The 13,140-nt window shown below is 68.1% G+C and carries 11 protein-coding genes; 8 read left to right on the forward strand and 3 right to left on the reverse strand.

The genetic code is table 11. The features are described from left to right. Positions 1-82 precede the first annotated feature (82 nt). Positions 83-1,273 (forward strand): acyl-CoA dehydrogenase family protein, encoded by a 1,191-nt coding sequence (locus OHA03_RS30810; protein WP_267006983.1) that lies wholly within the window; start codon positions 83-85, stop codon positions 1,271-1,273. 54 nt (positions 1,274-1,327) lie between these two features. Here the strand turns inward: OHA03_RS30810 and OHA03_RS30815 are convergent, their stop codons facing one another. Further along, on the reverse strand, positions 1,328-2,215 hold the full coding sequence (locus OHA03_RS30815) for an AraC family transcriptional regulator (protein ID WP_267006984.1): 888 nt from the start codon (positions 2,213-2,215) through the stop codon (positions 1,328-1,330). Between the two features lie 146 nt (positions 2,216-2,361). On the opposite strand from OHA03_RS30815, the gene tkt reads away from it, so the two are divergent. The 7 genes from tkt to OHA03_RS30850 all read left to right on the forward strand — a co-directional run bounded on the left by tkt (position 2,362) and on the right by OHA03_RS30850 (position 11,399). After that, complete coding sequence (gene tkt, locus OHA03_RS30820) at positions 2,362-4,449, forward strand: transketolase (protein ID WP_267006985.1); 2,088 nt, start codon at positions 2,362-2,364, stop codon at positions 4,447-4,449. 22 nt (positions 4,450-4,471) lie between these two features. After that, entirely contained in the window at positions 4,472-5,605 is a 1,134-nt protein-coding gene (gene tal / locus OHA03_RS30825) for a transaldolase (protein ID WP_267008225.1), read from the forward strand. 158 nt (positions 5,606-5,763) lie between these two features. Beyond that, entirely contained in the window at positions 5,764-7,317 is a 1,554-nt protein-coding gene (zwf, locus tag OHA03_RS30830; protein ID WP_267008226.1) for a glucose-6-phosphate dehydrogenase, read from the forward strand. Continuing rightward, the gene (gene opcA / locus OHA03_RS30835; RefSeq protein ID WP_267006986.1) at positions 7,314-8,249 is read left to right on the forward strand and encodes a glucose-6-phosphate dehydrogenase assembly protein OpcA; all 936 of its coding nucleotides are present in this window, start codon (positions 7,314-7,316) and stop codon (positions 8,247-8,249) included. Before zwf ends, opcA begins: the two co-directional genes overlap by 4 nt. Further along, positions 8,242-9,894: a glucose-6-phosphate isomerase gene (gene pgi, locus OHA03_RS30840; RefSeq protein WP_267006987.1), complete on the forward strand. Its 1,653-nt coding sequence runs from the start codon at positions 8,242-8,244 to the stop codon at positions 9,892-9,894. Before opcA ends, pgi begins: the two co-directional genes overlap by 8 nt. A gap of 15 nt (positions 9,895-9,909) precedes the next feature. After that, the gene (gene gnd / locus OHA03_RS30845; RefSeq protein ID WP_267006988.1) at positions 9,910-10,788 is read left to right on the forward strand and encodes a phosphogluconate dehydrogenase (NAD(+)-dependent, decarboxylating); all 879 of its coding nucleotides are present in this window, start codon (positions 9,910-9,912) and stop codon (positions 10,786-10,788) included. 5 nt (positions 10,789-10,793) lie between these two features. After that, positions 10,794-11,399 (forward strand): histidine phosphatase family protein, encoded by a 606-nt coding sequence (locus tag OHA03_RS30850; RefSeq protein WP_267006989.1) that lies wholly within the window; start codon positions 10,794-10,796, stop codon positions 11,397-11,399. Positions 11,400-11,535: 136 nt separating this feature from the next. On the opposite strand, the gene OHA03_RS30855 is transcribed toward OHA03_RS30850, so the two are convergent. Together OHA03_RS30855 and OHA03_RS30860 are read right to left on the reverse strand one after the other, a co-directional pair. Beyond that, a complete protein-coding gene (locus OHA03_RS30855; RefSeq protein WP_267006990.1) occupies positions 11,536-12,504 on the reverse strand; it encodes a glycosyltransferase family A protein in 969 nt (322 codons plus the stop codon). Positions 12,505-12,636: 132 nt separating this feature from the next. After that, on the reverse strand, positions 12,637-13,023 hold the full coding sequence (locus OHA03_RS30860) for a hypothetical protein (protein WP_267006991.1): 387 nt from the start codon (positions 13,021-13,023) through the stop codon (positions 12,637-12,639). Positions 13,024-13,140: the final 117 nt, after the last annotated feature.

The raw sequence follows: 13,140 nt of genomic DNA on the forward strand, positions 1-13,140 counted from the left end.
GCCCTTCCGGATTCTTGCAACACGTTCTACTGTGTGCGCCGCCGCACACGGACGACGCGACCGCGAGACTCCTGGAGGGGCCGTGCACCTCGAATACACGCCTGAGCAACAGCAGTTGCGCGCCGAGCTGCGCACGTACTTCGCCGGACTCGTTCCCGACAACGCCTACAGCAGGTACGACGACCCCGCCGCCCAGAAACGCTTCTACCGCGAGACGATCCGCCGCCTCGGCGCCGACGGCTGGCTCGGCGTCGGCTGGCCGTCGGAATACGGCGGACGCGGCCTGTCCCCGATGGAACAGTTCATCTTCTTCGACGAGGCCGCTCAGGCAGGCGTACCGCTGCCGCTGATGGCCCTCAACACCGTCGGCCCGACGATCATGCAGTTCGGCACGGACGAACAGAAGGCATACTTCCTGCCGAAGATCCTGGCCGGCGAGATCGACTTCGCGATCGGCTACAGCGAACCCGACGCCGGCACCGACCTGGCCGCCCTCAAGACCCGGGCCGTACGCGACGGCGACGAGGCCACCGGCCACTACACGGTCAACGGTCAGAAGATCTGGACGACCAACGGCGACACCGCCGACTGGGTCTGGCTCGCTGTCCGCACCGACCCCGACGCCCCGCCCCACAAGGGGATCACGATGCTGCTGGTCCCGACCGGCGACCCCGGCTACTCCTGCACCCTGATCAACACCCTCGCCTCGCACGACACCACCGCCAGCTACTACGAGAACATCCGTGTCCCCGCCTCCCGCCGCGTCGGCGACGAGAACAAGGGGTGGCGGCTCATCACCAACCAGCTCAACCACGAACGCGTCACCCTCGCCGCCCACGGCACCATGGCCATCCGCGCCCTGCACAACGTGCAGCGCTGGGCCACCGACACCGAGCTGGCCGACGGGCGCCGGGTCATCGACCTCGGCTGGGTCCGCACCCGACTCGCCCGCACCCACACCCGGCTCGACGCCATGAAACTCCTCAACTGGCAGATGGTCTCCGCCGTCCAGGAGGGCACCCTCACCCCGCAGGACGCCTCCGCCGTCAAGGTCTACGGCTCCGAGGCGCGCCGTGACGCCTACGCCTGGCTGATGGAGGTCGTCGGCTCGGCCGGACCGCTCAAGGAGGGCTCGGCGGGCGCCGTCCTGCACGGCGAACTCGAACGCGGCTACCGGTCCGCCGTCATCTTCACCTTCGGTGGCGGCAACAACGAGATCCAGCGGGAAATCATCTCGTGGATCGGTCTGGGGATGCCGCGTGTGCGCCGCTGACCGGCGGCGTGTGACGAGAAATTCTGGTTGGCCGGTTGGTCCGCCCCGTTTTTTTCAGCGCATCTCTGTCCGGAACGCCACCGGAGTCGTCCCGGTGTGCTGATGGAAGAACTTCGAGAAGTTAGCCGCGTCGGGAAAGCCCACTGAGGCACCGATGCGGCCGATCGGCATGTCCGTGTGGGCCAGTAGACGCATGGCCTCGAGGACGACGCGTTTGTCGATGAAGCCCTTGGGGGTCCTGCCGGTAGCCGCGCCCACCGCGCGGACGAGGGTGCGGCGGGAGTAGCCGAGGGCGTCCGCGTACGCGCTGACGCTGTGGTTGGTGGCGAAGCCCTTCTCGACCGCGTCCCGGAAGCGGGTGAAAGTGGTGTCGGTCTGCTCGTGTGCCGTCTTGGCAGAGCTCGCTGCGAGGTGGGCCAGGCGGAGCAGGAACGCGGTCAGGGAGTGCCGGAGCACCGCGGTGTGGAGACTGAGGGGCAGTGTGGTCGTGTCGACGTACTCGCGCTCCAGTTGGGCGAGGGAGTGCTCGAGGGCGGAGAGCTGGTGCGGGTCGGGGCGCAGGAGCGGGGGCTGGTCATAGCGGTACAAGCCAGTCGCCTCCACGGTCGCCCGGGGCAGGAAGCCGGGCTGCATGGTCAGGACGGTGCCGCGGTAGGCGGCCGTGGGGGAGAAGCGGTGCACCTGGCCCGGGCGGATCCATAGGAGATCGCCGGCGGAGGCCTCGTACTCGGCGAAGTCGATCATGTGTCTGACGGGACCGCCGTGGAACAGCATCACCACGTGGAAGTCGACGCGGTGCACGCGCTCCAAAGGCGCGTCCGCATGCCAGGTGCGGCCCGGCCCCATGGGCCCGACCTGCATGCCTACGCCGCAGACGCTCAGGCTCGTGGGGAAGGGAAAGGTTTTGATCCCTCCACTCTCTTGGGTCGGTTTGTCCGTCATATCCCTCTCGCGTCGCCTCGGTCCCGCACTCGCTGTCCCACTTTCACCGAAGGCTGACACAGGGGCACCTTCCCCAGCAAAAGTCATACTTTTAGGTTTGAACGCATCAGAGCAGCAAACCGGCTCCTATCGAGGACTTCTTGAAGATGAGCACGCAGACACCTGGCGGCTTCCCCGACGGTTTCGAGTGGACCGAACTCGACCGCCGTGCCGTCGACACCGCCCGCCTTCTGGCGGCCGATGCCGTACAGCGAGTCGGAAACGGCCACCCGGGCACCGCGATGAGTCTGGCGCCAGCCGCGTACACCCTCTTTCAGAAGGTGATGCGGCACGACCCGGCCGACCCGGAGTGGACCGGCCGCGACCGCTTCGTTCTCTCCCCGGGCCACACCTCGCTGACCCTGTACACCCAGCTCTTCCTCTCCGGGTACGAGCTGGAACTGGACGATCTGAAGGCGTTCAGGACGCACGGTTCGAAGACGCCCGGTCACCCTGAGTACGGGCACACGGCGGGTGTCGAGACGACCACCGGTCCGCTCGGTCAGGGTGTCGCCAACGCCGTGGGCATGGCGATGGCGGCTCGCTACGAGCGCGGCCTGTTCGACCCAGAGGCGCCGGAGGGCGATTCTCCCTTCGACCACACCATCTGGGCGATCGTCTCGGACGGCGACCTGGAGGAGGGTATATCCGCCGAGGCCTCTTCCCTCGCGGGTCACCAGAAGCTCGGCAACCTCGTCTTCGTCTACGACGACAACCACATCTCCATCGAGGGCGACACGGCAACCGCCTTCTCCGAGGACGTCCTGAAGCGGTACGAGGCGTACGGCTGGCACGTCCAGCGGATCGAGCCCTCGGCCGACGGCGACATCGACGTCCGAGCGCTGTACGAGGCGCTGACCGCCGCCCGCGCCGAGACCGGGCGCCCCTCGATCATCGCGATGCGCACGATCATCGCTTGGCCTGCCCCGAACGCGCAGAACACCGAGGCCTCGCACGGCTCGGCGCTCGGCGCCGAGGAGATCGCGGCTACCAAGCGGGTTCTGGGCTTCGACCCGGAGCAGTCCTTCCAGGTGGAGCCCGAGGTACTGGCCCACGCTCGCGAGGCCCTCGACCGAGGCGCCGAGGCGCACGCCGCCTGGGACAAACAGATCTCCGAGTGGCGCACCGCCGACCCCGAGCACGCCGAACTGTTCGACCGCGTCGTCGCCGGTCAGCTGCCCGAGGGCTGGGAGGCTGCTCTGCCGCAGTTCGAGGCGGGCACATCCGTCGCGACCCGTGCCGCATCCGGCAAGGTGCTGCAGGCGCTCGGCGGTGTGATCCCCGAGCTGTGGGGCGGCTCCGCCGACCTCGCCGGCTCGAACAACACCACGATCGACAGGACCAGCTCCTTCCTGCCCGAGGGTAACCCGCTGCCGGCGGCCGACCCGTACGGCCGCACGGTCCACTTCGGCATCCGCGAGCATTCGATGGCCGCCGAGATGAACGGCATGGCTCTGCACGGCAACACCCGCATCTACGGCGGCACCTTCCTGGTCTTCTCCGACTACATGCGCAACGCCGTGCGCCTGTCCGCGCTGATGGAGCTTCCGGTCACGTACGTATGGACCCACGACTCCATCGGCCTCGGCGAGGACGGCCCGACCCACCAGCCGGTCGAGCACCTGGCCTCGCTGCGCGCCATCCCCGGCCTGAACATCGTCCGCCCGGCCGACGCCAACGAGACCGTGATCGCCTGGGCCGAGATCCTCAGGCGGCACGCCACGAACCCGGCTCCGCACGGCCTCGCGCTGACGCGCCAGGGTGTGCCGACGTACGAGGCGAACCCCGAGACGGTGAAGGGGGGTTACATCCTGCGTGACTCCTCCGCCGAGACCCCTGACGTCATCCTCATCGCCACCGGCTCCGAGGTGCAGCTCGCCGTCGCGGCGCGTGAGCAGCTCGAGGCCGAGGGGGTCGGTACGCGTGTCGTGTCGATGCCGTCCGTCGAGTGGTTCGAGGAGCAATCCGCGGAGTACCGCGCGAGCGTGCTTCCGGCGTCCGTGAAGGCCCGTGTGGCGGTCGAGGCAGGGATCGGCCTGACCTGGTACCGGTACGTCGGTGACGCCGGACGCATCGTCTCCCTCGAGCACTTCGGCGCCTCCGCCGACGCCAAGACCCTGTTCGCCGAGTACGGCTTCACCGCCGAGAGCGTCGCCTCCGCCGCGCGGGAATCTCTCGCCGCCGCGCGTGGTTGATCAGGCCGCCAGAAAGAGGAGAATCACTGTGAGCAACACCGCCGAACCCCTCAAGGCCCTCTCCGAGGAAGGCGTTTCCATCTGGTTGGACGATCTGTCCCGCAAGCGGATCGCATCCGGCAATCTCGCCGAACTCATCGAGCGGAAGCACGTGGTGGGCGTCACCACCAACCCTTCGATCTTCCAGGCCGCCATCGGCTCCGGCGAGGGGTACGAGGAGCAGCTGGCCGACCTCGCCGTGCGCGGCGTCACGGTCGACGAGGCCGTCCGCATGATGACTACCGCCGACGTCCGCGCCGCTGCCGACATCCTGCGGCCCGTGTTCGACGCGACCCGCGGCCGAGACGGCCGGGTCTCCATCGAGGTCGACCCGCGCCTGGCCCACGACACCGCGGCGACCGTCGCCGAGGCCAAGCAGCTCGGATGGCTGGTCGACCGCCCGAACGTGATGATCAAGATACCGGCGACGAAGGCCGGGCTCCCGGCGATCACCGAGGTCATCGGCCTCGGCATCAGCGTCAACGTCACGTTGATCTTCTCGCTGGAGCGCTACCGCGAGGTCATGAACGCGTACCTGGCGGGCCTGGAGAAGGCGCAGGCATCGGGCATCGACCTGTCCACCGTTCATTCGGTCGCCTCGTTCTTCGTCTCCCGCGTCGACAGCGAGATCGACAAGCGCCTTGCGAAGGTCGGCACGGACGAGGCGCTCGCACTCAGGGGCAGGGCCGCGCTCGCCAACGCCCGTCTCGCATACGAGGCGTACGAGGGCGTCTTCGCCGCCGACCGCTGGACCGCCCTCGCCACCGCGAGCGCCAACAAGCAGCGTCCTCTGTGGGCCTCGACGGGCGTCAAGGAACCCGCGTACAAGGACACCCTGTACGTCGACGAGCTGGTCGCGCCCGGCGCGGTCAACACCATGCCGGAGGCGACCCTCGAAGCCACCGCCGACCACGGCGACATCCACGGCGACTCGGTGACCGGCGGCTACGCCCAGGCCCGCGCCGATCTTGCAGCCGTCGAGCGGCTCGGGATCTCGTACGACGAGGTCGTGAAGCAGCTGGAGGACGAGGGCGTCTCGAAGTTCGAGGCGGCCTGGGAAGACCTGCTGGGTGTGGTCGCGACCTCGCTGAGCAGCAAGGGAGTTGAGGGAGAATGAGTGAGCGCGAGACGCTTCCCGGTGGTGCCGCGCAGGATGCGCCCGCCGCGGCGGGCGGATCTGGTGACGCGGCCGTGGAACCGGGCGGCGTGAGTGCCGGATCAGGTGACGGGGCCCGGGAATCGGGCGGCGACGCGGCCGCGACACCCGGCGACGTGATGGGCGCCGGCAGCGCTACCGCCTCGGCCTTCGACTGGAACAACCCGCTCCGTGACCCCCGCGACCGCCGCCTTCCTCGTGTCGCGGGCCCCTCCGGCCTCGTCATTTTCGGTGTCACCGGCGACCTCTCCCGCAAGAAGCTGATGCCCGCCGTCTACGACCTCGCGAATCGGGGTCTGCTCCCGCCGGGCTTCTCGCTCCTCGGGTTCGCCCGGCGCGAGTGGGAGGACCAGGACTTCGCGCAGGTGGTGCACGACTCGGTGCGCGAGCACGCCCGCACGGAGTTCCGTGAGGAGGTCTGGCAGCAGCTGGCCGAGGGCATGCGGTTCATCCCGGGCGACTTCGACGACGACAAGGCGTTCAAGCAACTCCGCTCCGCAGTGGACGAGTTGGACGCGTCTCGGGGCACCAGTGGCAACTACGCCTTCTACCTCTCGGTACCGCCGAAGTTCTTCCCGAAGGTCGTCCAGCAGCTGAAGAAGCACGGTCTCGCGGACGCGCCGGAGGGTTCCTGGCGGCGTGCGGTCATCGAGAAGCCGTTCGGCCACGACCTGGCCAGTGCGCGCGAACTGAACGCGATCGTGCACGAGGTGTTCGACCCGGACCAGGTGTTCCGTATCGACCACTACCTCGGCAAGGAGACGGTTCAGAACATCCTGGCGCTGCGCTTCGCCAACCAGATGTACGAGCCCATCTGGAACCGCAGTTACGTCGACCACGTGCAGATCACGATGGCCGAGGACATCGGTATCGGCGGCCGCGCCGGTTACTACGACGGCATCGGCTCGGCCCGTGACGTCATCCAGAACCACCTTCTCCAGCTCATGGCGCTGACCGCCATGGAGGAGCCGGCCGCCTTCGACGCCGAGTCGCTGCTCACCGAGAAGCTGAAGGTCCTCAAGGCCGTGAAGCTGCCGGAGAAGCTGGGCGAGCACACTGTGCGCGGGCAGTATGCCGCGAGCTGGCAGGGTGGCGAGAAGGTGCGCGGCTATCTGCAGGAGGACGGCATCGACCCCAAGTCGACGACCGACACCTACGCGGCCGTCAAGCTGGAGGTCGACAACCGTCGCTGGGCGGGCGTCCCCTTCTATCTGCGCACCGGAAAGCGCCTCGGCCGCCGCGTGACCGAGATCGCGGTTGTCTTCCAGCGCGCGCCCCACTCGCCCTTCGACTCGACCGCCACCGAGGAGCTCGGTGCGAACGCGATCGTCATCCGTGTCCAGCCCGACGAGGGCATGACGGTGCGCTTCGGATCGAAGGTGCCGGGTACGTCGATGGAGATACGGGACGTCACGATGGACTTCGCGTACGGCGATTCCTTCACCGAGTCCAGCCCGGAGGCGTACGAACGCCTCATCCTGGACGTTCTGCTGGGCGACGCCAACCTCTTTCCCCGTCACCAAGAGGTGGAGGAGTCCTGGAAGATTCTCGACCCGATCGAGGGGTACTGGGAGGCGCACGGCAAGCCCGCGCCGTACGCGTCGGGCAGCTGGGGTCCCGAAGAAGCCCACGAGATGCTCGCACGAGACGGACGGAGCTGGCGCAGGCCATGAAGATCGATCTGACCGACACCACGGCAAGCAAGATCAACAAAGCGCTCGTGCAGGGGCGCCGAGCTATCGGTACTCCCGCCATGGGCATGGTCCTGACGATGGTCATCGTGACCGACGAGGAAAACGCGTACGACTCGACCAAGGCGGCCGAGGAGGCCTCTCGCGAGCATCCCTCGCGCACCCTGGTCGTCATCAAACGCGTCGCACGCACCCCGCGCGACCGCACGAACTCCCGCCTGGACGCGGAGGTGCGGGTCGGCTCGGACGCGGGCACCGGTGAGACGGTCGTCCTGCGTACGTACGGCGAAGTCTCCGACCACGCCGACTCGGTGGTCCTGCCACTGCTGCTGCCGGACGCGCCGGTTGTCGTCTGGTGGCCGGTGGACGCGCCCGACGTCCCGGCCAAGGATCCGTTGGGCGCCCTGGCACAGCGGCGGATCACCGACATGTACGCCGTCGAGGCCCCGCTCGTCGCCCTGGACGCCCGCGTCTCCTCGTACGCGCCCGGCGACACCGACCTGGCGTGGACCCGGCTGACGCCGTGGCGTTCGATGCTGGCCGCGGCGCTGGACCAGGCCCGTAAGAAGGTTGTGTCGGCCGTCGTGGAGAGTGAGGCCGAGAACCCGAGTGCCGAGCTGCTGGCCCGCTGGCTGGAGGCCCGGCTCGAGGTCCCGGTCGAGCGCATCGTCACCGCCGGGCCGGTGGTGACGGCCGTCCGGCTCGGAACCGAGAGCGGCGACATCGTGATCGACCGCCCCGACGGCCCGCTGGCCACACTGTCGCTGCCGGGCCAGCCCTCGCGCACCCTCGCCCTGAAGGTGCGCAGCACCTCCGAGTTGATTGCCGAGGAGCTGCGCCGCCTCGACGCGGACGAGATGTATGCCGTCGCCCTGCGCGGCGACGGCACCAAGGAGAACCCCCGTCATGTCTGACTCACCCAAGCTCACGCACCGCCCGGAGTGGACGGCCCTTGAGGACCACCGCGCAGGGGAGCTGCGCCACCTGCAACTGCGTGACCTGTTTGCCGCCGACCCCGGTCGCGCGGAGCGCTACACCGTGAGCGTCGGCGACCTGCGCATCGACTACTCCAAGCACCTGATCACGGACGAGACCCTCGCCCTGCTCCAGGAACTCGCCACCGCGACCGACGTGTCCGGGCTGCGGGATGCCATGCTCCGCGGTGAAAAGATCAACGTCACCGAGCAGCGTGCCGTCCTGCACACCGCGCTGCGCGCCCCGCGCGACGCCGTCGTCGAGGTCGACGGCGAGGACGTCGTCCCGGCCGTGCACGCCGTGCTCGAAAGAATGGCCGACTTCTCCGAGCGCGTCCGCTCGGGCGAGTGGACCGGGTACACCGGAAAGCGGATCCGCAATGTCGTCAACATCGGTATCGGTGGGTCGGACCTCGGACCCGCGATGGCGTACGAGGCACTGCGAGCCTTCACCGACCGTTCGTTGACCGTGCGGTTCGTGTCGAACGTGGACGGCGCCGATCTGCACGAGGCCCTGATGGACCTGGACCCGGCGGAGACGCTGTTCATCGTCGCGTCCAAGACCTTCACGACCATCGAGACGATCACCAACGCCACGTCGGCGCGGTCCTGGCTCCTTGCCGGGATCGACGACGGGGGTGAGAAGGCGGTCGCGAAGCACTTCGTGGCGCTGTCGACGAACGCCGAGAAGGTCGCGGACTTCGGTATCGACACCGCCAACATGTTCGAGTTCTGGGACTGGGTCGGCGGCCGCTACTCGTACGACTCCGCCATCGGCCTCTCGCTGATGATCGCCGTCGGCCCGGACCGGTTCCGTGAGATGCTCGACGGCTTCCACCTCGTCGACGAACACTTCCGCACCGCCCCGTCGGAGGCCAACGCACCTTTGCTGATGGGCCTGTTGGGCGTCTGGTACGGATCGTTCCTCGGCGCCCAGTCGCACGCGGTGCTGCCGTACTCGCACTACCTGTCCAAATTCACCGCCTACTTGCAGCAGCTGGACATGGAGTCCAACGGGAAGTCGGTGGACCGGGACGGCAATCCGGTGGAGTGGCAGACCGGTCCGGTGGTCTGGGGCACGCCCGGCACCAACGGTCAGCACGCGTACTACCAGTTGCTCCACCAGGGCACGAAGGTCATCCCGGCCGACCTGATCGGTTTTGTCAACCCGGTCGACGACCTCGGCCCCGAACTCAAGGGCCAGCATGACCTGTTGATGGCCAACCTGTTCGCGCAGGGCCAGGCGCTCGCCTTCGGCAGGACCAGCGACGAGGTGCGCGCCGAGGGTGTGCCCATGGAGCAGGTGCCGCACCGCACGTTCCGCGGCAACCACCCCACGACGACGATCCTGGCAAGCGAGTTGACCCCCTCGGTCCTCGGCCAGCTGATCGCGCTGTACGAGCACAAGGTGTTCGTGCAGGGCGCGATCTGGAACATCGACTCCTTCGACCAGTGGGGCGTCGAGCTCGGCAAGGTCCTCGCCAAGCGCGTGGAGCCCGCGCTCACCGAGGGAGCGGACGCCCCCGGACTCGATCCCTCAACCGCTGCCTTGGTGGCCGCGTACCGCACTCTCCGGAAGAAGTGAAACAGCATGTCTTCGATGCAATTGGGCCTAGTCGGCCTCGGCAAGATGGGTGGCAACATGCGCGAGCGGATCCGCCGCGCGGGCCACACCGTCATCGGCTACGACCGCGATCCGGACCTCGCCGATGTGAGCAGCCTGGCCGAACTGGTCGAGAAGGTCGAAGCCCCGCGTGTGGTGTGGGTGATGGTGCCCGCGGGCGGCCCGACCCAGCATGTCATCGACGAGCTCGGTGACCTCCTGGAAGCCGGCGACACCGTCGTCGACGGCGGCAACTCCCGCTGGACGGACGACGAGAAGCATGCCGAGGAGCTGGCGGCCAAGGGCATCGGCTTCGTCGACGCGGGTGTCTCGGGTGGTGTCTGGGGTCTTCGGAACGGCTACGCGCTGATGGTGGGCGGCGACGCCGAACACATAGCGAAGGTCCAGCCCATCTTCGACGCTCTCAAGCCCGAGGGCGACGCAGGCTTCGTCCATGCGGGCAAGGTCGGCGCCGGCCACTTCTCCAAGATGGTCCACAACGGCATCGAGTACGCCATGATGCAGGCCTACGCCGAGGGCTGGGAGTTGCTGGAGAAGGTCGACTCCGTCACCGATGTGCGCGAGGTCTTCCGCTCCTGGCAGGAGGGCACGGTCATCCGCTCCTGGCTGCTCGACCTCGCCGTCACCGCGCTGGACGACGACGAGCACCTCGACAGGCTGCGCGGCTATGCGCAGGACTCCGGCGAGGGCCGCTGGACCGTCGAGGCGGCGATCGACAACGCGGTGCCGCTGCCCGCGATCACCGCGTCGCTCTTTGCGCGATTCGCCTCGCGTCAGGACGACTCCCCGCAGATGAAGATGATCGCCGCGCTGCGCAACCAGTTCGGCGGCCACGCCGTCGAGTCGGCGAAGTAACCGCCATGGGCGACCTCCTGCTGGTCCGCCACGGCGAAACCGAGTGGAGCGTGTCCGGTCAGCACACCAGCTGGACCGACCTGCCCCTCACCCAGCGTGGCGAAGAGCAGGCCAAGTCCCTCGCCCCGCTGCTCGCCGGGCGGACTTTCGCCCTCGCGCTCACCAGCCCGCTGGGCCGTGCCGAACGGACAGCGGAACTCGCGGGCCTGTACGACGCCGTACGCGAGCCCGATCTGCACGAGTGGGACTACGGTGCGTACGAAGGCGTGACCACCCTCGAGATACACCGCACCCGGCCCGACTGGTACCTGTGGAACGACGGAGTGCCGCCCGGTTCGGCCGGTCATCCGGGCGAGTCACCGATCGAGGTGGGACAGCGTGCCGACCGCGTGTTGAACCGCATCGGGACGGCGCTGGACAGCGGTGACGTGGTGCTCGTGGCCCACGCCCACTTCCTGCGGGTGCTCACGGCGCGTCGCCTCGGGCTGCCCGCCGCGGACGGGCGGCTGTTCCAGCTCACGACGGGGACGGTCAGCCGGCTCTCCACCGAACACGGACGACCTGTGATCGCCGAGTGGAACGCCACGGGAACTTCTGCGGCCGTCCACTGATTTCTGCAGTGCTCTGGAAACCGAAGAGGTTCCGGTCCGCCCTCGGGGCGGACCGGAACCTCTCTCACGAGACTCGCTCCGGTCCCACTCATGAACCGGACGAGGGCGGCTTCGGACCACCGCCTCAACGGGTCTGTCAGACAGCGGAAGCCGTCGGGGCGGGACCCCTCTCCCGGGGAGGCGGGCCGGCGGTGCCGGTGTGAGCGGCCAGCGCCTTCTCCAGGTGCTTGATGTGGTAATACTGCACGCGCGTGGTGCGCTGCAGGGCCATGACTGCCGTGAGGAACTGATCCATCTCGGTGGCTCGGGTGAGGATGTCGTCGGGCACCAGCTCGTCGTGCAGGCCGGCTTCCGCGTCCTGGCTGAGCACGGCTTGCGCCCAGCCACGGGTGATCGGCTTGAACAGGCCCGGGTGGTTGGCCACGATCCGCGCCCGGATGGCCAGGTCGTTCTCGGCGGCCTCCAGGTGCAATCCGGTGTCCTTGTTGCGTGCCCCGAAGAGTGCCTCATGGATGTGGTGAGCATCGAAACCGTGCTCGACGCAGCCGATCCAGAAGTCCCAGTCTTCTCCGGCCCGCATGCTCTCGTTGTACCCGCCCACGGTCTGCCAGGCGACACGGCGGTACAGCGAGCAGTAGAACATGATCAGTCGCTGGAGCAGCAGTTCTCTGCTGTAGGCGGGGAGGGGCATCGCCTGCGGGGGCAGATCGTCGTCGGTGAAGGTGAACACATCGGTCGAGGCGATGGCGATGCCGGGGTCGCTGTCCAGTACCCCGACGGTCTTCTCCAGCATGGTGGCCGCGATCACGTCGTCGGCGTCCAGCGGAAGGATGTAGCGGCCGGTGCTGGCCTCGATCCCGGTGTTGCGCGCGGCGGAGACCCCGGCATTGGACTGCTGGACCAGCCTGATGCGCCGGTCGGGGTGGCGGCCGATCAGGGCCTGGGTCACCTCGACAGTGTTGTCGGTGCTGCCGTCGTCGACGATGACGAGTTCCCAGTCGTGGAACGTCTGGGCAAGGACGCTGGACACTGCCTCGGGCAGATAGCGGGCGTAGTCATGGCAGGGGATGACCACCGAGACCACAGGGTCGGAACTGTGAGGCATGCGTCGTCTTTCGCGTCGGAACGGGAAGGAGATGGTTCAGGCGGATACGGGTGGGCGGACGGATTCCGGCAGGTCGGGCGCCCCCCCGGCGTTCGAGGGCCACCCACCGGAGCAGACCCGCTGGACTGCGTCCTAGCTGTGCTGCTGTTGGAACCAGGGGAAGTAGTTGTCGTAGTCGTCGTATCCGTGCTCGTGGTGGCGCCCGTAGTAACAAACCGTCACGTTGCCCACCGGAGTGCTGTACTGGCCGTAGTCGGTAACGGTCATGTTGCCCACGGGGGTGCAGCAGTGGTGGCCGTAGTCGGTGATCGTGACGTTGCCGATCGGCTTGCAGGGGTGCACGGACCCCCGGGTGAGGGTGACGTCCCCCAACGGCTGTTCCTGGTACCCGTACTTCGCCGACGTCGTCAGCGTGTCCGAACCGGCGGTGGCAGCGTAGGCGGCCTCCGCGGTGTTGAGCAGTCCGGCGGTGGCCAGCGCTGCGGGGAGCGCCAGGGAGGTGATGACACGGGCCTTCACAGTGGGGCCCTTTCTCTTGGGGGGTGGGGGAGCTGCCCGGTCATGCCGGGGAACTCCACGGCAGGGCAGTAGCGCCACCGTAGGATTTGCATACATAACGTGTCAAAGCGATTACTC

It is taken from the genome of Streptomyces sp. NBC_00154, assembly GCF_026342835.1.
Classification (GTDB): Bacteria; Actinomycetota; Actinomycetes; order Streptomycetales; family Streptomycetaceae; genus Streptomyces.

Coding starts and splice junctions, on each gene's coding strand:
- pgi (WP_267006987.1), top strand. CDS start 8,242: ATGTCTGACTCACCCAAGCTCACGCACCGCCCGGAGTGGACGGCCCTT.
- zwf (WP_267008226.1), top strand. CDS start 5,764: ATGGGCGCCGGCAGCGCTACCGCCTCGGCCTTCGACTGGAACAACCCG.
- OHA03_RS30815 (WP_267006984.1), bottom strand. CDS start 2,215: ATGACGGACAAACCGACCCAAGAGAGTGGAGGGATCAAAACCTTTCCC.
- tkt (WP_267006985.1), top strand. CDS start 2,362: ATGAGCACGCAGACACCTGGCGGCTTCCCCGACGGTTTCGAGTGGACC.
- OHA03_RS30850 (WP_267006989.1), top strand. CDS start 10,794: ATGGGCGACCTCCTGCTGGTCCGCCACGGCGAAACCGAGTGGAGCGTG.
- OHA03_RS30855 (WP_267006990.1), bottom strand. CDS start 12,504: ATGCCTCACAGTTCCGACCCTGTGGTCTCGGTGGTCATCCCCTGCCAT.
- gnd (WP_267006988.1), top strand. CDS start 9,910: ATGCAATTGGGCCTAGTCGGCCTCGGCAAGATGGGTGGCAACATGCGC.
- opcA (WP_267006986.1), top strand. CDS start 7,314: ATGAAGATCGATCTGACCGACACCACGGCAAGCAAGATCAACAAAGCG.